This is a genomic window from Dictyobacter kobayashii, from assembly GCF_003967555.1.
Classification (GTDB): domain Bacteria; phylum Chloroflexota; class Ktedonobacteria; order Ktedonobacterales; family Ktedonobacteraceae; genus Dictyobacter; species Dictyobacter kobayashii.
This window is the reverse complement of sequence record NZ_BIFS01000002.1, coordinates 2507706-2531940: the sequence shown is the minus strand read 5'-3', so window position 1 is coordinate 2531940 and position 24235 is coordinate 2507706. Positions and strand designations below refer to the sequence as shown.

Genomic DNA, 24235 nt, shown 5'->3' with positions numbered 1-24235 from the left:
AATTCATATGTGGAGTGTGTTTGGTGGGCGGCTGCGGCCGCCCACCAAACACACTCCCAACCCGGCGCCGCAGGCGCCAAAGAGGAACAGTAAAAAGCCCTGCGAAAATACTGGCGGGGGTAGCAAGGAGGCCAATAGCGGGGTATGATAGAAAGAAAAAAGGTAGTTTTATACAGATGTCACTTCCTCCATCTCATGCCCATATCCAGCAGATCTATGATCGTTTTTGGAATGATGCGCGCGAGCCATTAGCGCACGGTGAGGTTCAACCTGATCCGATTCCAGGCCGGGAGAGCAATCGCTGGGGGTCAGCGTTATTATGCGTATCCAGGGTGAGGTGGCCGAACGGCTGGTCGAAGTGGTTGAGCAACTTTCCCAATGGACCGGGCGAGAGCATTTGCGCTATGGGCTGTCAAATCTGCACACCACATTGGGAACGATCGAGTTCTATCGCCAACCGATTGTCGCTGATGATGAGTATATACGCCAGTATACCGAGACCCTGCAGAAAGTGGCGCCGCACTTCCCACCAATCCAGATCCACTACCGCGGCCTGACCGGCAATCAGATGAGCGTTATGGCTCAGGGCTGGCCAGTTGATGAGACCCTGCAACGGCTGCGCACAACCTTCCATAACCAGATCCAACAAGAAAAACACCTGGCAGGTCCAGGTGTCCGCGATCTGGCCCATAGCAGCCTGATCGTCTTTGCCGGCCCCTTACATGATCCCCAGGGCTGCGTCTCCTTTATCGAACAACAGCGCCAGACTGACTTTGGCCGTGCCACGATCAAGACCCTTGAACTGGTCAAATATCAACGCGACAACGTCTATATGGCCCGGCCCATCATCCTGGCCAGTGTCCCACTCCATTCTTAAGCAGAAAAAGAGCCGAAAACGGCAGAGGACAAACAGGCGATCCTGCTTGATCGAAACACTGGCACAAAAACTCTAGATAATGTGCACAATATTTGTGTACATGAGAGCAATAGAGGCTAAAATACATCGTTCGTCGATACATCCACTATGTTTAAAGTAGAGCAAAATTTACTAAAAATAAAAGCTCTGCCAGGCAAACTCTTGACTTTCTATTTTTACAATGTTTATACTACCAATCGATCTATAAAACTATCCATACATGACACATCCTTTCCTGTCTACGATCACACGGGCAGCCTGAGAAATTTAAGGTCAACTCGTGAAATATAGCAGGATGGGCTTGTTGTGTTTCCATGTTAGTGGTTACTTATATTTCAACCTAATCGACTCAAAGTTGAGGTAATGTGCATCTTTCTATGGATATAATCCGCTATAAAATTAGCGGCTAATTAGATCAACCCTACCATAAAATATACGTTTATAATTACTTTTCACATACCTTCGCAAGAGGCACTGTGTATCAGATAAAAGTTGCAATGAAAGGAAATAAAAATGCAAAGGTGCGATATGCGGGCACCGATGAGGATTGATGCATTTAGCCCTGTATCTACCCCGTGGGAACAGTGCGCCTGGTGCTGGAAATATATGCATCCTGACCTTCCTTATCCGGAACATTGGAGCTCTACCATTTGCGCGCAACATGACTTACAACTCAGGACAAGGCGGCGCCAACAACGCCAGCGCAAACGCTATCTCACACTACTAGAAATATATAACGCTCTGGCTGCTGGCTCTTTGTCCTCACCTCCACCCCACAATGCCCCCTGGCTAAAAGCGGCCGCAAAACTCTTTAAAAATGAACGAGATCTACCATCCCCGCTACAAGCCATTCACGAAATTGCTCGTGAACAGGGGCGAGAGGACTACCTGCGCTATTGCAAAAAAATGGAGCGCCAGGAACCTTTTTCGCTGGTCTGGGAACGCGGCAGGATCGCTGCCCTGCGCTTCTTCCGCCATGCAACCATCCTTGAGGATGAGAGAGCCGCATGTAGTGATGAGTTTATCCACTGGTACTGTATAGGGTATGTGCAATTAGAACTTAATCTTTTCTTACATCACAACAATATATCTAATTATATCAATGTAATTGCCTGATCAACTAAGCCTGAGGTAAACATAACACGTATATATGTAATGATTAGATTAAGTAACGACTGCAAGTCGTATATCAATAAAATAGAAGTTATGCAGAAAATCGATTCTTCGCCATTTTTTTAAGACAATCACGCTATCTCTCAATAATGGGCCCAGATCTTGCGCATAGAACATCTTTGCAGCCAATATATTTCGTTTAAAATAAACCATGTTCGGAACCGAAAAAGCTCTCATAACACGAAACGCCCCCCAACATAACGACCGAAAGCCCAAGAAACACGATCTGTACGTGCAGGGCTTTCACCCGCTTCAGCCGCTCCCGCACGAAAAAGCGACAATAATAATGCTATGCTCCCATCTAAATAGCTGCAAATGCTCTTTATAGCGAATTTTCGAGCAGGTAGTTTAAAAGCGGGGGCAAGCCCCGCACGTACAGATCGTTGTTATTGTTGCGCTCAGTTGCTTGTCTGGTTTGCTAAGTTTTGAGTGAAAATAGCGCTGTGAGTCGATCGAGAGCGTTATCCATTGCATTGTGATCGGTACGAGAGATCTTTGAGCTAACATCTAAATGATCTCATAGATGCTTTGTTTCAATTACGAGATAGCTAATGTAATAGATGCCTGTTTGAAGAACGAGGTGAGTTGGCTCGCTGACTATAAGGAGGTTATGATGTCGGGTTCAATTTTGGTAGCATATGCCACACGTTATGGCTCAACACAGGAGGTGGCTGAGACAATGGCGGCCACGCTGCGTGAGCGCGGGTTCGAGGTCGATCTGCAACCCGCACAGGATGTAAAGACGCTGGCAGGATACCAGGCAATCATACTGGGAGCGCCGATTTTCATGTCTCGCTGGCATAAGGATGCGCGCCATTTCCTGACACGCCACAGCATAGCCCTCGCGACGCTGCCAGTGGCCATTTTCGCGCTTGGCCCAACCCATGCCGATGAAAAAGAGTTCCAGGAAGCTCGCCAACAGCTCGATACAGAGCTGGCACAGTTTTCCTGGCTGACCGCGTACGCAGTCGAGATCTTTGGCGGCAAGTTTGATCCGGCGAAGTTCAACATTCCTTACACACTGCTGCCAGTCCTCAAGAACATACCTGCCAGCGACGTGCGAGACTGGGACGCTATCCGCGCCTGGACGAGTAAGTTGCCCGCGAAGCTACTATGGGCTCCAGCATATACAGGCGAGGTGCCTAGCGACTAGAAATATGCAAAGCTGAACGCAACAAGCACAACGATCCGCGGATCGTTGTGCTTGTTGCGTTCATTTTTTCTCTTCTTGATTTTTCTCTTCCTCAGATGGAACGCATAGGGAACGTTCAAGAAACGTTCGATAGATTACACTCCTCTCATGATCAATGGACAACAAAACACTGTCCAGGTAACGCTGGCAGACGTTGGTGGCCACGCTGGCCACGAGAGAGGATAGAGATAATGGAACCTTCTGCACCATCCAGGTCGCGACTGTTTACGCTACGCGTGTGGCAGGAAGAGGTGGGTGTTGACCAGGTTGAGTGGCGTGGCCGGGTGCAGCTAGTGAGCCGGGGCGATGTACGCTACTTCCGCCAGTGGGAGGCATTGGCTCCCCTGCTGCAAAGTATGCTGGCAGATGCCACCACCCTCTCCACCATTGAGGACTGCCCTGAACATGAATCACCAGAACAGCATTAAAACGAACTGTGCAAAATAACATGCCGTAAAAAGCATTTGGAAACGCCGCTTGAACGCGGCTCGCTCCGCTGCCACTGGCTCAGCCATTCGAATTGATCAGTATCAAGCAAACAGTTTCGCCTATCGGGCAGCTTCGCTCATCCAAATGAATGGCATGCTTTGAGAGGATTTTATGGAGACGACGATCCAGCAGACATCGATTTTTGAACGACTCTTCTTCCGCCAGCCACTATCACCTCTGGGTAAGACGGCGGTGACCACGCTCTTGATTCTCACTGTGATCTGTGGCTTGATGTCGCTCTTATCAATTACCCTATTGTATATCGCGGCTTTTATCCTGCTGTCAGCGGCTTTTATTACCACGGGCATCCGCTGGGCCCCTGCGCTCTCGGCCCTGTTGAGCGGCATCTTTCTCTACGTGCTGCTGGCGAAAGTGCCATTCCCGGTCTTTCACCTTATGCACCCCAAGGATGCGTTCACAGCAGACCAGGTCGGCATCTCATATATGATGTTTACCGTAATTGTGCTGCTGACCGGCAATACCGTGCTAGCCTGCGCATCCAGTAGCGCCGCCGTAGTCCAGAACTACCTGCATCGTCAGCGGCGTCCATTGTCCTGGTTTCCAGCTGCGCTGACGGGCGCGCTAGGCATCATGGCTGGCATGCTCTTGCTTGGAGCATTGGTGCAGCCTGCGACGGCCTCAAGTAGCAGCACAAGCGGCGGCGAAGCCACGGTACATATGGGGATCGGCAACTTCTCGCAATCTACCGTGACGGTCAGCAAGGGCAGTAAGCTCAAACTGGTTGATGATGGCTCGTTCCACCATAACCTCTCCAACGGCACCTGGGCGAATGGACAACCACAGGCAGAGAAGGTGGCGGGCTCGCCGACGGTCAATAATCTAGATATCAGCAGCAATAGCGTGGAGATCGGACCCTTCAATAGCGCGGGTACATATCACATCTATTGCTCATTGCACGCCGGCATGACGCTCACTATCACGGTTCAATAAACAGTATAAGCACATGGTATAAAAGATGACCTGTAAATGAAAGATATAAAAAAATGCAACATACATTCATGCGAGAAAAGCCGAAAAGAAATATTCCAGTGATCTGCATCTTTGTGGCCATTGCCTGCTTGCTGATAATAATGGGGTTCCTGGATACCTTTGTACTCAAACGCTCGGAGGAGACCGGAACAGCCAGTGGAGCGAGTGCTCAGCAGGGCAGTACATCGCTGGCAACCCCGGAGCTGCCAGCGGGATCAGAGGTACCGAACAATTTGAATATGGGTATGGCTGGAGCACCTCTCTCGGTAACCGATCTGCAGGCACCTCGGACGGCAGGTCCGGAGAAGCACTTTACCTTGACGGCCGAGCCTGCCAGGCTGTCGCTGAACCACGGCACATCGGTGGCGGCCTGGACATTCAACGGGAGCGCCCCCGGCCCAACGTTACGGGTACGCCAGGGAGACATGGTGGTGGTGACGCTGGTCAATCATCTCACGTTTGGTGTGACTATCCACTGGCACGGCGTCAGTGTGCCCAATGCCGATGATGGGGTGGCCGGTGTGACGCAGGATGCTGTGAAGCCGGGCCAATCCTATACCTATCGCTTCCCGGCGAAGAATGCCGGTACCTACTGGTATCATTCACACCAGTTCAGCTATGCCGAGACCACTGGCGGCCTGTATGGCATGCTGATCGTTGATCCGGCCAACCCGCAGACGCACGATGATGTGGATAGTAGCGTGACCCTGCATGATTGGAATGGAGCGAACAACGACGCTACTGGCGATCAATACGACGACCGGCACGGAGCAGATCAACGCGCGAGCGGGACAATGGGTGCGCCTGCGGGTACTGAACTCTGCCAGCGATCAACATGTAGTGACATTGCTGGGCGCGCCCTTTATGGTGGCCGCCCTGGATGGTCATGATATCAACGCCCCACAACTGTTGAAGCAGGTCCCCCTGCCAATCGGCGCGGCCCAGCGCTACGATCTACGCTTCCAGATGCCAGCGACGGGCGCCGTGACCCTGCTGACCAGCCCCGACAATCAACACTACCAGGCCAACCCGGCCGTGGTCGTTGGACAGGGAATGGTCCCAGGCAATCTGCCAGCCGTCAATAGCCACTGGTTCAACATGGACACATATGGCCAGCCAGCGCCCGATCCAATCACGACCCGCAGTCACTTCGACGCCACTTATGGTATTAGCTTGAATAATCATATGGGAGACTCCCTGGGACGAATGGGAATGGTGTATACTCTCAATGGAAAGGTTTTTCCGGATACAGGCATGATTATGCTCAAGGAGGGGCAACTCGTTAAAATGCATCTGGATAATCAAAGCGATCTCATCCATCCCATCCACCTCCATGGCCATGTCTTTACGGTCCTGACCCACAACGGACACGCGCTGACCGGTAGCCCGATTCACCTGGACACGATCAATATTCAACCACACAATAGCTATGATATCGCCTTTCTCGCCAACAATCCGGGCATCTGGATGTTGCACTGCCACAACCTGCTACATGCCAATTGGGGCATGGACATGATGGTTATGTATAACGTCTCAACGCCCTACAGGGTTGGGCGCCAATCAGGAAATTTCCCCGATTAAACAATCAGACGCTTGCTGGCTAAATAGCTTATAAATATCCCTGCCGCCGGGCCAACGGCAGTGACTGCTCTAAATGTGCGCGAGCCTGCTCGGGTTGTTGCGCCTCCCAGGCCAGCAGGACGGCTCCAAAGCGTTGCTGCAGGGCGGCGGGAGGCGGCTGCTGGGTAGGTGCCAGCATAGCGCGCACGCAATCGATTGCCTCGGCCAACCGCTCCTGACGCAGATAGACCCCGAGCAAGGGTCCCAGCGCGGCCCACTGAAATGGATTGACCGGTTGAATCTGCAGCCATTGTTCCAGGGCCTGCCGCCCATAAGCCTCGGCCTGGGCGAGATCGCCATCACGCCAGGCCAGCCAGGCTTGATGGGCAGTCTTTATACGCATAAAGGCGATGCCAGTGACATCTTGAGCATCGCGAACCAGTTCACGCAACTCCTCCACCTGCTCACGCTGTCGATAGACATAAGCCAGGAACATGCGGCAACGTTCATGGAGTTGCAGGTTGCCAACTTTCTTAGCGGCCTGCATAGCTAACTGCAATTGCTGCTCAGCCTCGTCCGGCTGGCCCGCATAGAGCAGGCTGGTCCCAAATCCAAAGCGAGCAAAACCGAGCAGGCGATAGAGCTCAGGCTGCTCAACCGCCTGAATGGCCTGGCGGAAGAGGGCCAGGGTCGCGGGCGACGACTGGTAACGATCCCGCACAAGCTGGGTAGAGGCCGCGCTGAGGCCAAACTGAGCCCGCTGCTCTTGAGCGCCCGCCCGCTCCACAATTGGACGCATACGTGCGATCAGGGCCGCCATCTCGTCACCCGAAAGAGGATGGATCTGCAGCGGCAAGAGTTTATCCAGTTGAAACGAGATCCACTCGCGCTGCCACTCCAGGCTAGAATGATCAGGGTCCTGCTCCAGCAGGCGCTCGGCCGCATCAAATTCACTGAGCAACTGCTGGCGTTGCGGGAGATGGCTCCAGGTCCCGGCGATACGACGTCGCAGGCGAGCACGCTTGAGTAGCTCATGCTCAGGCACCACGCGTAGCGCCCGCTGATAGGCTTCGCGCGCCTCAGCAGGGCGTCCGAGGGCACCGTGCAGCGTCCCCTGCTTCTCCAACAATTGGGCCAGCGCCTCCCAGGCTGGATGCTGCACGGCGCTCTTGATCGAGACTTTCTCAGACAGGTCAATGGCCTGTTGATAAATGGCGACCGCGTCTTCATTGGCATACATATTGGCCGCGACATCGCCAGCCCGCACATAATAGGGAATAGCCAGAGCGGCCTGGCCGGCTCGTTCATAGTGGGTAGCCACATGTTGACTGACGCTATCCAGGTCGTCGGCATAGATAGCGACAAAGGCTTCGGCTACGCGGCGGTGCAGTTGCCGGCGACGGATGGCGCTGAGCGAGTGGTAGGCCTGCTGGCGCAGCTTCTCATGGCTGAAGTCATAGCTCTCATCCTCCTGCTCACGCACGATGCGCCGCTGCCAGAGCTCATCGAGGCTGGTAACCACGGCATCTTCGTCCAGGCTGCTAGCCTGAGCCAGGATGCTAAAATCGAACTTGCGACCAATCACAGCGGCCAGGGAGGACAGCTCACGGGCCTCGGGGGAGAGCTGATCCAGGCGCATCCCCAGGATAGCCTGGACCTTTTGTGGCAGACTGGAGGCCTTCTGCGACAGCACTGGTAGCGCTCGCTGTTCCACCGCGGCAGGATCAATAGTATCCACGGTCGCGCCAAGCAGGCCGGCCCGCACGGTCTCAACCACAAACAGAGGATTGCCCTCTGTCTCCTGTAACAGCTCGTCGAGCTGCGCATGGGAAAGCTGTTGACCTGAGACGTGTTCCGCCAGGGAGGCGATCTCGGCCTGCTCCAGAGGACCCAGCGGAAGTTCGGTTAACAGGCCATCGCGCCGCAGGCCGGTCAGAAAAGTGCTCAGCGGATGTCCGGCCTGTACCTCTTCGGCACGCACAGTAGCCAGCAGCAGGAAGCGAGCTGGCGGCACATAATTGAAGCGCAGCACATAATGCAGCCACGCCAGGGTCTCCTGGTCGCACCATTGAAGATCATCAATCAATAATAGCAAAGGACGCGCCTGCTCAGAGGGCTGGATAAGCGCATGCGACAAAGATTCAAAGAACTGCTGGCGCTGCCATCCCTCCCGCATCAGGCCAGGCCGCCGCAGATCGGGATAGCGGGTCAAAATATCGGGCAAGAGGCGCGAAAGCTCGGCCAGCCAGAGCTCATCCAGGGTCTCCAGTTCGGCCTGCACATATTCAGAGCGCAGCCAGGTCGCCACCGGAGCATAGGCCATCTCACCATCAGTCGCATAGCAAGCAGCCCGCGCCGTCGCCATCCCCTGCCGGCTGACCCAGGCCAGCATCTCATCAGCCAACCGCGTCTTCCCAATCCCGGCCTCCCCCGACACAATCACGAGTTGCCGATGACCCTTGAGGGCCTGACTCCAGGCCAACTGTAGCTGTCCCCATTCACGCTTACGGCCCAACAAAGGCGCCTCACCGCTACGCGCAACCGGCACAGAGGTTCTGGTAGAGGTTGCGCTGGCGGGCGCCTCCATCTGCAACAGGGATTCATACATCTGGCGTGTCGTCTGGCCAGGCTCAACCCCCAGCTCATGCTCAAGCGTCGTGGCACAGGTATGATAGGTACGCAGAGCCGCCGCCCGATCACCTTGCAGGGCATAGAGGCGCATCAACTGACGATAGGTCGCCTCGCGCAACGGATCGGCGCGCTGCAGCCGTTGCACCAACTTCAGAGCCGCCTCATAGTCGCGTTCCTCTTCAAGCAAGGTAGACAGCCGCTCAGCGGCCTCCAGATATAGCTGCCGCAAACGATCCCGCTCCTGCAAGATCCATTCCTCATAACGCCCCACAAAGAACTCGCCGCGATAGAGTTGGATGGCCCGCGCCAGTGCCTGGCGGGTATCCCCAGACGTAGAGGCATGTTCAGCCTGTGCCAGGGCCTGCTCAAACTCCTGCACATCCAGGCTCCACTCAATCTCAGCCGCAGGTTGCCAGCGCACACTCTGGCGATCCACCACCAGCAACCGATCAGATTCCGGCAAGAACTGGCGTAACTGGTGTAGCACCTTGCGCAAATTTGAAAAGGCCTGTGCCTCGCTCGTCTCTGGCCATAGCAGAAAGGCCAGTTGAGAGCGCAACTGAGGCGCCTCGTGATGCAGCATCAGATATGCCAGCACAGACTGCACACGCGGGGCCTGGGTCATCCCAATCGGCGCTCCCTCCCATAGAAAACGGACGTCGCCCAATAAAGATACCTGCAAGGTCATAGCCACGATAAACCTCATTTTATAGCTGGAATTCATGTCAGTAGTTCAAACTGTACTTAAAACTGATTATACACCACATCTCTAGCTGCTCAGTATTTACGTGTTAAAGATGTGGGGCTTTTTCATCTTTCTCTTTGGCGCCTGCGGCGGCGCGTTGGGTGGGGTGGGTGGAGTGTGTATGGTGGGCGGCTGCGGCCACCCACCATACACACTCCACACCCCACCGGGAAGAATGGACATTGTATCGCTTGCTCATAATCTCTGGACAAACATAAAAAAGTGCCGCTTTTTAAACACAACAATACAAACTTAGCACAAAAGTACTAATTTAAAAGCAAGAGAGCATAAAGCTTCTTCTGTGCTCAGATACAATGAAGGCGGAGCAGCCTTGACTTGCAAAAATAAAACCATTTCTGTTAATATAATGAAACCAATATGGAGCTTCAGGTCTATGAGAGCCTTGATATATCTGCATGGAGATATTCCATGCCGGTGTAAGAGGGGATATTTACCTGGCCTGAGATGACGGTTGGGAGAGGATAGAATAACGTTAGCCTTAATATTCTACTCATAAATAATTTCCATAATAGATCTATATTTTGCACACTCAAAGTCTGTCTGCATATTAGACAAACACAGAATGAGTCGGTCACTATCAAACCTTTCATCTATGAGATATAATGCAGAAGATACTATCACATCAATTCAATCACTACAGATTATCCCACAGCAGGTCGCCGCATGCCTGATCGCAGGTCTGTTCCCGGGATGATTGCAGATATGATTTGCAGATATAATTAAGGAAAGAGAAAACGTATGGCAAAGATACCTGAGCCAGCGCCACAGGAAGAGATGAGCACCATCTCTCAACTGCGCACTGAAGTCAGGCAAACCGAGCGACGATTCCAGGCAACTTTTGAGCAAGCGGCTGTGGGGATGGCACATGTGGCACTGGATGGCCGCTGGCTACAGGTGAACCAGAGGTTGTGTGAGATTGTAGGGTATCGGCGAGAAGAACTACAGACCCTTACCATTCAGCAAGTCATCTATCAGGAAGATTTAGCGGATAGCCAGGTTGCGTTCCGGCAGTTGATGGCTGGCGAACTTCAAAACTATCGAAGCGAGAAGCGCTACATACGCAAGGATGGCACGCTCACCTGGGTGTTGTTAACCGCCACCCTGGCACGCGATGAAGATGACAACCCCCTCTATTTGATCGCAGTCATACAGCAGATCGATGAGCGCAAGAAGATGGAGAAGGACCTCTATCGTCAGCAGCAGGCTTTCCAGACATTAGCTGAAAACGCCCAGGACGTCATTGGTCGCTTCGATCGCAACTTTCGCTTCATCTATGTCAATCCGGTTGCGGCCCGGATTTCAGGCATTCCACAGGCTGAATTTATCGGCAAGTCCCACGCAGAGATTGGCCTGCCTGAGGAACACGTGGCGAACTGGCAAGCCGGGCTAACGAAGGCCTTTGAGACCCAGAAACCACTAGATATCGAGCTCAAATTTAATGGCAATGAGGGCCTGCGCTACTACCAGGCCCGTCTCTATCCCGAGTTCGATGCGACCGGCACCATGGTGTCTGTGCTGAGCATTGCCCGCGATTTCACCGAGCAGAAGCTGATCGAAGAAGAACGGATACGCCTGCTGGTCCGCGAGCAGCAAGCCCGCGCCGAGGCCGAGGCAGAACGCCAGCGACTCTACGACCTCTTTTTGCAGGTGCCAGCACTCATCTGTCTCTTGCACGGACCCGAGCATGTGTTTGAATTTGCCAATGACCGCTATCTACAGCTGGTTGGCAACCGCGAACTGATCGGCAAAACGGTCCGCGAAGCGCTGCCTGAGCTCGTCGATCAAGGTTTTTATGAATTACTTGATAATGTCTATCAGACGGGTGAGCCTTTCATTGGCAACGAGATACCGGCGAAGATCGACCGCCACTTTAATGGACAGCCGGAAGAGGTCTACATCAACTTTGTCTACCAGCCTGCGCGCAATGCTGGCGGACTGATCGATGGCATCATGGTGCATGCAGTCGAGGTCACCGAGCAGATCCGTAACCGCGAGCTCATGCGCTCCAGCCAGCAACGCCTGGAACTGGCCCAGCGGGCCGGCCAGATCGGAACCTTTGAGTGGCTGGTCCCGACCAATGATATCATCTGGACCCCTGAGCTAGAATCCTTGTATGGGCTACCGCCAGGTGGCTTTGAAGGTAAATATGAAAACTGGGCCCAGCGCGTCCATCCCGATGACCTGGCACGCGCCGAAAACAACTTGCAGCGCGCCGTTCAAGTTGGTACGCCCTATAATGTCGAATTTCGCGTCGTTCACCCGGATGGCAGTGTGCACTGGATGCTGGGCAAAGGTGACACACAGTATGATGAGCACGGCCAGGCTCAGCGTGTCATTGGCGTCAACATCGATATCACCGAGCGCAAAGAGACCGAGATGCAACTGGCCAGAACGCTCGAACAGGTAGGCTTTATTGCCTCCTCCACCAAATTGCTGGTCGCCTCCGTCGACTACCAGGAAGTGCTGGCCCATGTGATCAAAAACGCCATTCCGGCCATTGCCGATTGGTGTCGCATCGACCTGCACAGCGAGGAGAGTGGTATCCAGCCCCTGAGCATCTCCTATCCAGATCCCGAACAGGATCTGCAAGAGCTCAGCTTTGAGCAGGCGACACGCGTCATTGATGCGGTCCCGGCAGCACTGAGCACGGTACGCCTGCAGAAAAAGTCAGAGATCTATTTCCGGATCACTCAGGATACTTATCCCAACCTGACCACTAACGCACAGGAGCAGAAGCTACTACAAGAGCTCCATGCCGCATCGGCCATGGTGGTTCCCTTGACAATCGATGACAAAATTGAGGGCACGGTCACGCTGATCGCCACGAAAGAGCGCGGACCCTATACCATAGCCGATCTAAACATCGCTGAGGAGCTGGCCAGCCGCGTCGCGATGGCGATTGAGCGCGCCCGCATCTATCATAATCTCCAGGATCTAAACGCGAACCTGGAGGCCCGCGTAGCCCAGCGCACAGAAGAGCTGCGTCAGCTCAATGCCAACCTGGAACGCAGTAATCAAGAGCTGCAGGAATTTGCTTATGTGGCCTCGCACGATCTGCAGGAGCCCCTGCGCAAGATCCAGGCCTTCGGCAACCTGCTGGAAGAAGAATACGGCGAACAGATCGAGGATGGTAAAGAGTATCTGAACCGTATGCGTAACGCGGCGGGCCGCATGCGCGTCCTGATCGATGACCTGCTCACATTCTCACGCGTCGCCACCAAAACCCTGCCATTTACACCGGTCAGCCTGGAAATGATTGCCCGCGACGTCATCGACGATCTAGAGACACGTATCCAGGAGACAAAGGGCACGATAGAACTGGGCGAACTGCCCACTATCGATGCCGACTCCAGACAGCTCTACCAGGTCCTGCAAAATCTGCTGGGCAATGCCTTGAAATTCCACCGCCCCGATGTCCCCCGGTCATTAAGGTCGCAGCCACCATCCAGGATGCACCCGAGGAGGATGAATTTAATAGCGGACCGCAGTGCATCCTGACGGTACAGGATAACGGCATCGGCTTCGAGGAAAAATATCTGGATCGCATTTTTACCGTCTTCCAACGCCTGCATGGTAGAAATGAATACGAAGGTACAGGCATTGGGCTGGCGGTAGTCCGCAAAATCGTAGAACGACATGGCGGTACTATTACTGCCACCAGTACCCTTGGTGAGGGCTCCACATTTATCGTGACCTTACCAGTACACCATGCAACGAAAGATATGGATATAAATAATGACAACAACTAATTCAATCGTCATTTTGATGGCGGATGACGATGAAGACGATATTCTGCTGACCCAAAAAGCGTTGAAGAAAGGCAAATTGCTCAATACGCTTTATAGTGTTAGCAATGGAGAGGAATTACTGGACTACCTCCTTCGTCGCAATAAATATGTTGATGCCGATGCCTCAACCGCCCCCAAACCGGGGCTGATCCTGCTGGATCTCAATATGCCCAAGAAGGATGGGCGCGAAGCTCTGCGCGAGATCAAAAATCATCCAGAATTGCGCGACATCCCGATTGTGGTTTTCACCACCTCAAAGGCTGAGGAAGATATTTATCGCTCCTATAAATTGGGCGTTAACTCATTTATTACCAAACCAGTTACTTTTGAGAAGCTCATCGAGGTCATGCAGGCACTTGGCAAATACTGGTTTGAAGTAGTAACTTTGCCATCCAAGTCAAAGAAGGACACGTATGGAACTACAGCGAACGACGATTCTGCTCATTGAGGACGATGAAGAGGATTATATCCTCCTCAAAAAAGTGCTCACCAAGATGCGCAACGCTCGTTATGATCTCATATGGGAGAGTGATCCGGTCGCTGGCCTGGCACGTATGCTGAATTTTGAGCATGATCTTTGTCTGCTTGATTATCGCCTGGGACCTCAAAATGGCATTGAGTTGATCAGGAAAGCGCGTAGCCAGGGTTATACATTGCCAATCGTGCTACTTACAGGTGCTAACGAATCTGAAATCGATATCCTGGCCCTGCAAGCCGGTGCGGACGATTACATTTCCAAAGAGAATCTGCAGGAAGATTTGCTGCGCCGCATTATTCGCTATGCGATCGAGCGCAAAAAAGCTGAGCGCGAGCGCGAGAAACTGATCAGTGAGCAACTTGCCAGTCAGGAACTGGAGAAGAAGCGCAATGAGTTTATCAGCATGGTAGTGCATGAATTGCGCACCCCACTCACCAGCTTAAAGGCCCATGCCCAGATTCTACGCAAGCGCTTCCTGCTCAACGGAGACGAACAGGTTGTGCGCACCACCACGCGCATGAATACCCAGATCGACAAGCTCACCGAGCTGATTAGTGACTTTCAGGATGTCACCAGAATCGAAGGCGGCAAGCTCCAGTTTCGCGAGAGCTACTTCGCATTCGACGAACTGGTATCTGAACTGATAGAAGAGATTCAGCCCGTGACCGAGCGGCACCTGATCTTGCGCGATGGCGAATCCCAGAAAACGATCTGGGGGATCGCGGGCGCATCGGACAGGTGATAACCAATCTGCTGACGAATGCCATTAAGTACGCTCCTAACAGCGACCGGATCGTGGTTAAGACGATCGCCGATAATACCTCTGTGACCCTGCGGGTTCAGGATTTCGGCCCCGGCATTCCTAAGGCCATGCAGCAAAAGATCTTTGATCCTTTCTATCGCCTGGTTGATGCCAGGCAGACGACGATTTCTGGTCTCGGGCTGGGCCTGTATATCGCCTTTGAGATTATTCACCGCCAGGAGGGGCGGATCTGGGTGGAAAGCGAAGAAGGACAGGGTTCAACCTTCTGCTTTACGCTGCCGCTAGATCGGGCCCATGCCTCGGAAGACGAAATTGAAGCCGTTGTCTAGCCAGATTGGGAGGCCACGAACGAAGGCACAGCAATCATGTGGGCGCGCGCCTGAAGTGGCTTGAGCGCCTACATTGCCCTCGGACTAACATAGGTCGGCTCCGATGCTACATTGATAACTACAGTTGACCACGTCCCCGGCCAGCGGCTCACACCGTGCAATGGCCTCACTGCCCTGCTCAATACCTCATATTCCTCCTCAATCTCTCTGTGCCAGACAGGCATTATTGTTGACCATCCCCCAGCAGTCTTGATCACCGCCCACCAAAAGTCCTTGTTCAGGCGAGATTGTGCCGCAAAAAACAACTTGTGTAGGCAAAAATATGTATAATTTTTATCACGAGACATATGAAAGAGGGGAACACTTTATGCAAAAAGGTCTGGCAGTCTTATTCATGAATATGCTGGCTTCTGAGCTTGGCTATAAGATTAAATTAATTACAACATCTGATCGATCTACGACGGATACTCTTCTGCTCAATAATTCTGAGGGGGATATGCAGCGCTTCAGTGGTTCCGATAAGTTCGAGCAAGCGGTCGAGTGGCTGCGCCAGAAGGTTTGAGGCCCATTGGGCTGGATTTCTATGATCTACCTACGGCGGCGATGAGCCCCTTGTATCCCCACGTGTAAAGCCCCCATCATGCTCCTGAAAGAGGAGTCGATGGGGGCTTGATTTTTATGTTCTTTTATATTATTATAAACTCATAGATTATTCTAATTACTTATAACAATGAAGGCGAGAACGATGGATAGAGCAGATGTGTTGATGCATCCGGTGAGGATGCGCATAGTGAACCTGATTAGCCGTAGACCGCAGACGGTCCAGCAACTGTCAAAGGATTTGCCTGAGGTTGCCTCTCCTACGCTCTATCATCATTTGAACTTGCTGGTTAAAGCAGGCATTCTGGAGGTGGTCAAGACGGAGCAGAAGCGGGGCACATATGAGAAGACGTACGCACTGGTGCAGGGCAATGCGGTTCTGAGTAAGGATGAACTGGCAGAGGCTACACATGAGGATTTGATGCGTTTTTTCCAGGTGTTTGTGGGAGGTTTGATAGGGATTTTGCCCAGTATCTGCAGCAGAAGGAAGATACGGACTATAGCGATATGGGGCTGCGCCAATTGCCGCTTCACATGAGCGATGAGGAGTTCCAGAGATTTATCCAGGAGTTCAGGGCGTTCATGCGTCCCTGGTTGGAGTTGCAGCCAGGTCCCGAGCGGCAACAGCGCCTTTTCAATATGATTCTTATGACCATGCACCCAACAGATGAAAATAATCAGAACTAAGAGATTGTAAAAACTGACAAGAAAGGCCATGAGGTAAGAGGATGGAAACAAGTAGCAATATCGATGCATTGTATACAACCACCCCGAAAACATCAACACTGATCAATTGGAAAGGGATCGGTTGGTACCTGGTACTGGCTTTTGGCATTTCGTGGAGTATGTTTCTCCTGCTGAAATTGGTAGGGGTGCCCTTTATCATTCGAGCGGCGCTGGGCATGTATGGTCCGACAGTGGCGGCCCTGCTGGTGCGCTGGTTACGCCATGAAGGCTTTGCGGATGTGGGCCTGCGATTGCGTGGTAAGGAATGGAAAGGCGACCGGCACATCTGGCGGCTATATGTCGCGGCCTACCTGATACCTATCATTTTACTGACGATTGGCTTTGGGATTGTAATCGCACTGCATATGCAATCGTGGGCCGTGGATGAAAAGATAGGGCTGTTGCTGAAATCCTTGCCGAAAACCACAAGAGCGCTCCCGCCGGCCAATACTACGGCCCTGATCATCGTGCTCTCGGCCTGTACGGTGGACCTGCCCATCACTATGCTCGCCACCTTTGGAGAAGAGTTTGGCTGGCGCGGCTACCTGCTCCCCAGGCTGATGCCGCTGGGGAACGTCAAAGCGGCCCTGCTCATCGGAGTCATCTGGGCCTATGGCACGCCCCCTTGATCATCTGGGACGGCTATGAGTTCGGCGGACTCTATCCAACCCTGGGAGTCTTCTTCTTCCTGCTATCAACGATCCCCTACAGTATCGTATTGAGCTGGTTACGCATACGCACAGGCAGTATCTGGCCAACCGTGCTGGCCCATGCCAGCATCAATGCAGTAGCCGGAGGAGTCATCGGCTACATGCTCAGTGAGGGCAATCCCTACCTGGGAGCGCCACTGGGGATCATCGGACTGCTCCCCTGGTTCATCTTTGCAGGCTGGCTGATCTACACCCATCGCCTCCAGCCAGCCAGCAGCCGAAATATTAGGAAGGACCGCACAATTCCAACTTATGTTGCCTTGACAAAAATGAAAGCACCAATAACGATTTGTACGTGCGGGGCTTGCCCCCGCTTTTAATCTTTTCGATCGTAAAATAAACAATAATAATGATATGCATCTAATATATCATCTGCAAATCGCTGTTATCATTGATTTTTCGAACATAAGCTTTAAAAGCAGGGGCAAGCCCCGCACGTACAAATCGTTGTTATTGGTGCTTTTTCAGGATACAAGATAAATATTGCGCAGGAGGGCGGTCAGAGCTAGATCAAAGGGATAAGAACTTTGATCTAGCGTTTGAGTTGGGCTGCCAGACGTTTGGGGGCGGTCAGCAGATAGCTGTCGGTGACCAGTCCGGCGATCAGTTCCCAATCGAGATCGACATCGAACCAGAGCCCAATCCAGCCGTGATGGCCGACATAGGGTGGCACAAAGAAGTGTTCGGGATCAGAGCCAACCAGCGCCTGCTGGGCTCCAGCAGGGGCCTTGCACCAGACGGTTATGCGGCCGTCTACCGGATGCTGCATGGCAAAAATCTTATCGCGCACCCGAAAGGTGGGGTTCCCGACCCCTGCGCCCTCGGTTGCTTGTGGCAAAGCCAGGCAGATTGTACGCAAACGATCAATCAATTCTTCATGCATGCAACAGGCCTCTCAATCTATCGATATTAGAAATAATGTTCTTGACTCATTGTGCCATAAACAGGAATAAAATGCAAATATTACGACGATTGGGGGATTGCGCATGATTTTCATTGGAATTCCACAGCGAACAAACGTCTTGCTTATTAAGGGACAAAAAACGATTTAATGGTCTGGAGCAGGCGAGACAATGGTTCGTACGAAGCAGCAGCGCCTGGAAGAGAAGCGGCGACTCGCTAACGCTAAAAGTCGGGCAAAACATAAGGAATCGCTGCGGCGCAAGGATCGCGAGACCAAACAGCGCTGGCGCAGGAAAGGCATTATACAGCCACCACTTATCTTCAAACCAGGCGTACGCCGCAGCGATATGGGTACGGCCATTCCTACCCGTCCAACTACCATGCAGAAGACGATCCAATATCTGGCGAAGGTGCCCACGCAATTTCAGGAACAGATCGCCAGGCGTACGCGGCTCACCATCTTTTTGCTACTAGTGGGAATAGCACTTATAGGAGGTATTCTGCTATACATGATCTTTGTGACAGCTTACTAACAACTGAGTAAAAGTAGATAGATAACCATTTAGAAATGTTTAAATAGAGAGGACATACGTATGGCTACGCAAAAAAAAGTAGTCCCAGAAGAATTAATTATTATCGGTCACTGGCCTCGGACCCGGGCAGGAGAAGAGAATATTGGCTATGGCATGGCGCGCAAATATCTGCTCTACCACTTGCTGGCAACCCCGATCTCACTTGCTATCAGTTGGTTCATCGCCCCAAGGATCAACCCGCTGTTGTCGGTAGGGAAACGGGCCCTTATCACTACACTGCCAATGCTTATATTCCCTTTCTTCATCCCGGCAAGTCGAAAAACTGGCTTCTATATACTCGATGACCAGGCCGACCGGTTAGCTTTCTAAAAAGGTGGACGCCAGCATATACCAGGGGACAGATAGGTGTGGGGCGCAAGAAGTTTTTGGCTCAAATAGGCGATCTGGCTTAACTATGAATAGAAAAACTTTAAGCTAAATAGAGAGGATGCTATGATGCAACCACTACCAGCATCAGTAGTGCCTGGGGCATTATTGATTACCAATTACTGGCCACGCCAACAAACTGATGGAGAGAATATCGGGTTTGGGGTGAGTCGCAATTATATATTTTATCGTGCCGGCTTCAGGCCACTGCAGAGCCTGTTCTTCTTCCTGGTCGAACCGCGCCTACGCACCAGGTTCTCGCCGCCCGTGCGCATCATCATGCTGGCACTCATTATCCTGATCCCTTCCCTCATAACAACGCGAAGCATGGTAAAACGAGGTGGGATGCAGAACAGCCGGGGCTACTACGTGCTTGACGACGAAGGTAAGGCCATCTCATTCCTGGGAACCGCGCAACCCGAAGCGATCAATGGCCACCTGGGAATGGGGCGTAAGAAATTCTTGCAGCAGATAAACAAATAGACGCTAGACAATATCATGCAGGCCATTTTCTTTTCTGGCCTGCTAACTCTAAAAGCAATCGTCAACACCACATCTCCCAGGAACTGCATGTAACCCAGATAGATAAGTCATGGTAGTGATTATTTGTCTCGCTTTTTTACTTTGGCTCGTAACATATATACAGTGTCTCTATAGCGAATAGTAGCCCCAGGAGATGAACAATATATGAAAGCTATTATCATTCACGATGGTGGCGATATACGACTAGAAGAGGTGCCAGATCCTGAAATAGAACAATCACATGACGCTATCGTGAGACTAACGGCCAGTTCAATTTGTGATAAAGATTTAAATATTCTGAATGAAAAATATTCTGCTATGATTCCTGAAAACTTCTTAGAACATGAAGGTGTTGGTATAGTAGAGCAGCTTGGAGCGGGTGTTAACAATTTAAATATTGGTGATCGGGTAATCGTTCCATCTATCATGGCCTGCGGTAGCTGTTCCCATTGTCGTGCCGACGACTATGCCCACTGTGATCAAACCAATCCAAATGAGAGGGTAACTGACGCAAGTTTTTTTAACAGGCAAAAAGAGCATGGTCCGTGGGCCGAGAAAGTGCGCGTCCCACTTGCCAATATCAACCTGCTGAAACTTCCAGATCCGACAACGGACAACCAGGCAATGGACAATGCAGACACGTTACCGACCAGGTATAGCGGAGATGATAAGGCTACTACTAAAGCAGGCCATACAGTCGCCGTGTTTGGCTGCGGGCCTGTAGGGCTGCTGGCCATTGCCAGAGCCAGGCTACTACATACCGAACGCATTTTTGCCATTGATACAAGCCCCGAACGCCTGCAGAAGGCCAAAGAACTAGGGGCAGAAATCATCAATTGCAATCGCGAAGATCCAATAAAAGCGATTAAGCGCTTAACTGCTGCTCCGGCTCCAATCCAGGCGGTAGCAACAATGTAGCCAGGGCTTTTTCATGTTCCTCTTGGGCGCCGGTGAAGAGTGTGGAGAGTGTGGTGGGTGGCCGCGACCACCCACCACACTCTCCACACCTGAAAGAATGTCCATCTGATCGCTTGCTCGTGATCTCCCGGCAATGTAGCGTCTAGAGGTTGACACAGATACTCAACTCTCCTTGATACACCAGTCATCAAAAAATAGCATATGACTTTACGACACCGTAGGCGCTGGTTCCGCGCTGGCGGTCGGTGCGACATCGGATGGGCTCAGGCGGAACAGGGCATAACAACCACTGACGAAGATGAGCAGCGCGGCCAGCGTAAAGATGGTGTCGATGGGCCCAATAATAAATCCCAGGAAGGTGCCATGGATACCCTTGAAGAGATTGCTGGCCAGATAGCCGGAGAGCGAGACGGAGACCAGGCTAGCAAGCGTTCCCACGGGATTGAGCGTACCGAGGACGCGCCCGACTAGCTCACGTGGCACGGCTCCAAGCGCAAGGGGAACAAACGTGACGTTGACGGCGGCCTGGGCAACGCCCAGACAGAGCATAATGACCAGGGCGATCCAGAGATTTGTGGTGCGGGCCAGCAAGAAGAAGAGCACGCCAAAGCCCAGGATGGCGCTGGTGAAGATGCGCGTGATCTTAAACTTGCTGGAGAGAAACGAGATCAGCAGGGCTCCAAAGATGACGCCGCCCCCGAAGAAACCATCCAGCAGGCCCACGTAGGGGAGGCTGATATGCAGGTTTTGCGCCACAAAGAAGACCATTAAGGCATTGACGGCGCCGGTTCCCAGAGAGGCAACAATAATTGTTACGAAAAGTACCTGTAGGACACGGTTGCCGAAGGCATAGCTGATGCCTTCGATAAACTCACGGCGAAAGTTGGGTGCTTTGCCGCTACCGGAGCTGCTGGCGGCTGGTGGGGCCTGCACCCTCAACACGCACAGGAACGAGAGCAGGAAGGTTAAAGCATTAAAGAGCAGGGCCCACTGTACCCCAAAGCCAAACAATACCGGGGCCGCCAATGGTGGTCCCATGATCATCGCGATACTCTGAGAGACCTGGGCCAGCCCGGAGGCGCGCCCCAACTGCTGCTTCTCGACGATATCACCGATCAAAGCTGCCCGCGCGGGTGTGAAGAACTGTGAACAGATGCTGGAGAGAAAGACGGTGACGTAGATCGCGCCAAGCTGCACAGCCATCGGCGGCCGCCAGGGCAGCCACGACGTACCAGAGACCAGGATCAAGACCACAATCAGCAGCATGCGCAGGAGGTCCATCCAGAGCATAGTCTGTCGCTTATTCCAGCGATCGACAAAGACGCCCGCCAGCGGTCCAAAGAACAATGAGGGGAGCGCGACCGCGATCAACACGCCGCTTACAGCGGTAGGAGCCCACGCCGCAGGCTGTCCATTCGCCTGGCGCGCAATCGCCGCCGCAATCCATACGATCAGCGTTAGATCATAGATCGAGTCTCCCAGCGAGGAGATCGCCTGGCCAGACCATAAAAAGGCATAGTTGCGATTAATGAGTAGTGTGCTCAACGAGCGCCGCGTCGATGTTTTAGCATCCATGCTGCTTCCATCCTTGCATCCATAAATAGCATTGCTGTGAGAAGCACGTTACTATCATCTTATTCGCTTATCCTGCTACAAAAATAGAATTTAAGGTAGAAAATAAAGATGATAGTACATAGCAACTCAAAGATTCCTGTAACAATGGAGTAGCTTTTACCCATAAATAATGAACAAATTGGGCTGCAGGTAGAAAAATATGAATAAAGCTCCACTAAATTATAATAAACTCTAGTATATTAGTCAATATCGCGCTAGAAAATATTAATATAGTTTATTATAGGTCTGGCACAGTTCCTAAACTTTATAACAGGCAAGAAGACACCATACCGATAATTGTTTGTGCAAAGTAATCGGTATGGTGTCGACTATTATTTGCGTGTGCCTCTATAGGCGATAGGGCCTTCATTGTAGCGCTGAAAGTAACCAAAAAAAGTGTTCATATCGGATGAGAAACCAACGGCAAAGGAATTGCCTTGCTGATCACGCCCGGCTAAGTTAGCAGGAATAGAGTTTGTGCCAAGATCAAAACTGAAACCGATATCAGGAGCATCATGCCACTCGGTTATGTTTCCCCAGGAAGTCTGGGTAGCATAGCTATAGGTGTTGTCATCCTTTGGCTTATGGTTCTCGCTGGCCTGAGCGTAATTCGAGCTGCCATCGGCAACCAATATCGTTGCGATACCGGCGGAACCCGCAGTCTTGATAAAACTACGTCGATCAGTCAATACCTCTTTAGTATCCATAACCTCTGCCTTTCAAAACGTGGTAAAACGTATTGATTTCTACCTCCTTCTTCTCGATAGGCTTCAATAGCCTTACGACCGAGATTGAGCAGGTAGCACACCGCACTCGTGAGAGTGTGTGGCCCAGCCGGGCAAGAGACCGTGAATCGTATCTCATTTTTATAGATTACACCTGTTTCCAGGCATGAATGGTTCTTTCAACCGCTTCATTTTTTTTACGTAATCTGAGATACATTTTACCACTTTTTCAGCGTTTTTCAAGAGCTGTTGTTAGCTCCTTTGCGTTCATAACAAGCTGAACGACTTTAACAATGAATAGCGCGAATCAAGCTATCTATTGTTATCTTACAGAAAAGGACCAAAAAGGCTCAGGACAGAACAGCAGCTTGCAAATCCGCACTACCGAGGAGGGCTCCATACAAATTAGCTCCACTTAAATTAGCTCCAACGAGACAGACGCCAGAGAGGTCGGCATGGCTCAGGTCAGTGTTACGCAGGTCAGCCTCAATCAGAAATGCATCACTCAGGTTAGTATGGCTGAGATTAGCTCCGCGCAAATCGGCTCCGCTAAGATTGGCTTCACTCAAATTGGTATAGCTCGGGTCGATATTGCAGAGCAAAGCATCACTCAGGTCAGCCACACAGAGATCGGTCCGGGTCATTTTCGCGTTCGGCAGGCTAGCACGCGTCAATATAACCTGGACCATTTCGCACCTATTCAGGATTGTTCTTTCCAACAAGGCCTCACTCATGTTAGCTCCATTAAGAATGGATCCACTGAGGTCTAATTCGCGTAAGTCTGCCCTGCTCAAATGAGCTCGGCTCAGAACTGTGCCATCTTCAAAGAGAACTCCACGCAGGTCAGTTCCATCCAAATTAGCCTCGGTCATAGTTGTATAAGAAAATGAGGCCTGGCTGAGATGGACCCCTTGAAAATCGACATGATGGAGGTTAACATCGAAAAAGTGGGTTCCTTGAAGATTAGCAAACTGGAAAGTGGCCCCCTCAAGGTTAATATCACCGCAAACGTCTGACTGGTGCAAATCTGCACCGCTGAGATTAATGTTGCTCAGATCCAGCCCACCATGATAAGCACCATACAATCCGGTTTCGCTCAGGTCGGGCGTAATCTCAGGGTATTTTTCCCGCCAGGCATTCCAGTCTGCAACATTTTGCATTAGAAGTTTCAGATGCTGTGGATCGGCCATGCTGCATATACTCCGTTTATGTTCAAGTAAGTAGATCAGCCCCATCATACCACATCTATTTCCCTGACACTGGGCTTTTCCCCGCTTCAGCCGTTCCTGCACACACAGATCGTGTTTCTTTGGGCTTCCTCCTCGCGTCTTCGCCTTAAGTACGAGACGCTGGCTACCATATCAGGCGGCGTATGACATGTTGGTTTTCATATCGTCAATGGGACCTTCTATACGATTCTTAGGGAGGTTTCGTGCGTGAAGTGAGCGGCATGCACGAGGCCGGATTACTGCTGGGTTTGTCG

Annotated in this window: 23 protein-coding genes and 1 pseudogene; 19 read left to right on the top strand and 5 right to left on the bottom strand. The window is 52.0% G+C overall.

Going from position 1 to position 24235, the window contains the following annotated elements; translation table 11 throughout:
• Positions 1-319 precede the first annotated feature (319 nt).
• The 7 genes from EL645_RS37520 (at position 320) to EL645_RS37490 (ending at position 6341) form a co-directional block, all read left to right on the top strand.
• Positions 320-877, top strand: coding sequence for a hypothetical protein (locus EL645_RS37520; RefSeq protein ID WP_126557477.1), 558 nt, complete (start codon positions 320-322; stop codon positions 875-877).
• Between the two features lie 552 nt (positions 878-1429).
• Entirely contained in the window at positions 1430-2032 is a 603-nt protein-coding gene (locus EL645_RS37515; RefSeq protein ID WP_126557476.1) for a hypothetical protein, read from the top strand.
• Positions 2033-2702: 670 nt separating this feature from the next.
• The gene (locus EL645_RS37510; protein WP_126557803.1) at positions 2703-3242 is read left to right on the top strand and encodes a flavodoxin domain-containing protein; all 540 of its coding nucleotides are present in this window, start codon (positions 2703-2705) and stop codon (positions 3240-3242) included.
• 230 nt (positions 3243-3472) lie between these two features.
• Entirely contained in the window at positions 3473-3709 is a 237-nt protein-coding gene (locus tag EL645_RS37505) for a hypothetical protein (protein WP_126557475.1), read from the top strand.
• 172 nt (positions 3710-3881) lie between these two features.
• On the top strand, positions 3882-4721 hold the full coding sequence (locus EL645_RS37500) for a cupredoxin domain-containing protein (protein WP_126557474.1): 840 nt from the start codon (positions 3882-3884) through the stop codon (positions 4719-4721).
• A 98-nt stretch (positions 4722-4819) separates the two neighbouring features.
• Positions 4820-5650: a multicopper oxidase domain-containing protein gene (locus EL645_RS37495; RefSeq protein ID WP_161978022.1), complete on the top strand. Its 831-nt coding sequence runs from the start codon at positions 4820-4822 to the stop codon at positions 5648-5650.
• Positions 5625-6341 (top strand): multicopper oxidase domain-containing protein, encoded by a 717-nt coding sequence (locus EL645_RS37490; RefSeq protein WP_161978021.1) that lies wholly within the window; start codon positions 5625-5627, stop codon positions 6339-6341. The genes EL645_RS37495 and EL645_RS37490 overlap by 26 nt, the downstream gene beginning before the upstream one ends.
• A 28-nt stretch (positions 6342-6369) precedes the next feature.
• On the opposite strand, the gene EL645_RS37485 is transcribed toward EL645_RS37490, so the two are convergent.
• Positions 6370-9639: an ATP-binding protein gene (locus EL645_RS37485; protein ID WP_161978020.1), complete on the bottom strand. Its 3270-nt coding sequence runs from the start codon at positions 9637-9639 to the stop codon at positions 6370-6372.
• An 816-nt stretch (positions 9640-10455) separates the two neighbouring features.
• Between EL645_RS37485 and EL645_RS42000 the strand changes: the two genes are divergently transcribed.
• From EL645_RS42000 to EL645_RS46145, 8 genes and pseudogenes are all read left to right on the top strand, one after another.
• A complete protein-coding gene (locus EL645_RS42000) occupies positions 10456-13215 on the top strand; it encodes a PAS domain S-box protein (protein ID WP_218032259.1) in 2760 nt (919 codons plus the stop codon).
• Positions 13116-13466: a sensor histidine kinase gene (locus EL645_RS46150; RefSeq protein WP_371865853.1), complete on the top strand. Its 351-nt coding sequence runs from the start codon at positions 13116-13118 to the stop codon at positions 13464-13466. The genes EL645_RS42000 and EL645_RS46150 overlap by 100 nt, the downstream gene beginning before the upstream one ends.
• Positions 13453-13953 (top strand): response regulator, encoded by a 501-nt coding sequence (locus tag EL645_RS37465; protein ID WP_218032258.1) that lies wholly within the window; start codon positions 13453-13455, stop codon positions 13951-13953. Before EL645_RS46150 ends, EL645_RS37465 begins: the two co-directional genes overlap by 14 nt.
• Positions 13919-14725: a hybrid sensor histidine kinase/response regulator gene (locus tag EL645_RS37460; protein WP_126557470.1), complete on the top strand. Its 807-nt coding sequence runs from the start codon at positions 13919-13921 to the stop codon at positions 14723-14725. Before EL645_RS37465 ends, EL645_RS37460 begins: the two co-directional genes overlap by 35 nt.
• A complete protein-coding gene (locus EL645_RS37455) occupies positions 14722-15075 on the top strand; it encodes a sensor histidine kinase (RefSeq protein ID WP_161978019.1) in 354 nt (117 codons plus the stop codon). The genes EL645_RS37460 and EL645_RS37455 overlap by 4 nt, the downstream gene beginning before the upstream one ends.
• 367 nt (positions 15076-15442) lie before the next feature.
• A complete protein-coding gene (locus tag EL645_RS37450) occupies positions 15443-15637 on the top strand; it encodes a hypothetical protein (protein WP_126557468.1) in 195 nt (64 codons plus the stop codon).
• Positions 15638-15820: 183 nt separating this feature from the next.
• Positions 15821-16213 (top strand): helix-turn-helix domain-containing protein, encoded by a 393-nt coding sequence (locus EL645_RS37445; RefSeq protein WP_161978018.1) that lies wholly within the window; start codon positions 15821-15823, stop codon positions 16211-16213.
• A gap of 190 nt (positions 16214-16403) precedes the next feature.
• Positions 16404-17431: pseudogene (locus tag EL645_RS46145) on the top strand (CPBP family intramembrane glutamic endopeptidase).
• A gap of 212 nt (positions 17432-17643) precedes the next feature.
• On the opposite strand, the gene EL645_RS37435 reads toward EL645_RS46145, so the two are convergent.
• Positions 17644-17994 (bottom strand): MmcQ/YjbR family DNA-binding protein, encoded by a 351-nt coding sequence (locus EL645_RS37435; protein ID WP_126557465.1) that lies wholly within the window; start codon positions 17992-17994, stop codon positions 17644-17646.
• Positions 17995-18184: 190 nt separating this feature from the next.
• Here EL645_RS37435 and EL645_RS37430 point away from each other — a divergent pair, with 190 nt between their 5' ends.
• The 4 genes from EL645_RS37430 (at position 18185) to EL645_RS37415 (ending at position 20413) form a co-directional block, all read left to right on the top strand.
• Complete coding sequence (locus tag EL645_RS37430) at positions 18185-18547, top strand: hypothetical protein (RefSeq protein WP_126557464.1); 363 nt, start codon at positions 18185-18187, stop codon at positions 18545-18547.
• 60 nt (positions 18548-18607) lie between these two features.
• Positions 18608-18916, top strand: coding sequence for a hypothetical protein (locus EL645_RS37425; protein WP_126557463.1), 309 nt, complete (start codon positions 18608-18610; stop codon positions 18914-18916).
• Between the two features lie 123 nt (positions 18917-19039).
• The gene (locus EL645_RS37420) at positions 19040-19456 is read left to right on the top strand and encodes a hypothetical protein (RefSeq protein ID WP_126557462.1); all 417 of its coding nucleotides are present in this window, start codon (positions 19040-19042) and stop codon (positions 19454-19456) included.
• Between the two features lie 204 nt (positions 19457-19660).
• Complete coding sequence (locus tag EL645_RS37415; RefSeq protein ID WP_126557461.1) at positions 19661-20413, top strand: alcohol dehydrogenase catalytic domain-containing protein; 753 nt, start codon at positions 19661-19663, stop codon at positions 20411-20413.
• Positions 20414-20620: 207 nt separating this feature from the next.
• Here the strand turns inward: EL645_RS37415 and EL645_RS37410 are convergent, their stop codons facing one another.
• The 3 genes from EL645_RS37410 to EL645_RS37400 all read right to left on the bottom strand — a co-directional run bounded on the left by EL645_RS37410 (position 20621) and on the right by EL645_RS37400 (position 23942).
• Positions 20621-21988, bottom strand: a complete 1368-nt coding sequence (locus tag EL645_RS37410) for an MFS transporter (protein WP_126557460.1) — start codon at positions 21986-21988, stop codon at positions 20621-20623.
• 371 nt (positions 21989-22359) lie between these two features.
• Positions 22360-22734, bottom strand: coding sequence for a hypothetical protein (locus EL645_RS37405; RefSeq protein ID WP_126557459.1), 375 nt, complete (start codon positions 22732-22734; stop codon positions 22360-22362).
• Positions 22735-23102: 368 nt separating this feature from the next.
• Positions 23103-23942: a pentapeptide repeat-containing protein gene (locus EL645_RS37400; protein WP_161978015.1), complete on the bottom strand. Its 840-nt coding sequence runs from the start codon at positions 23940-23942 to the stop codon at positions 23103-23105.
• Between the last annotated feature and the right edge of the window lie 293 nt (positions 23943-24235).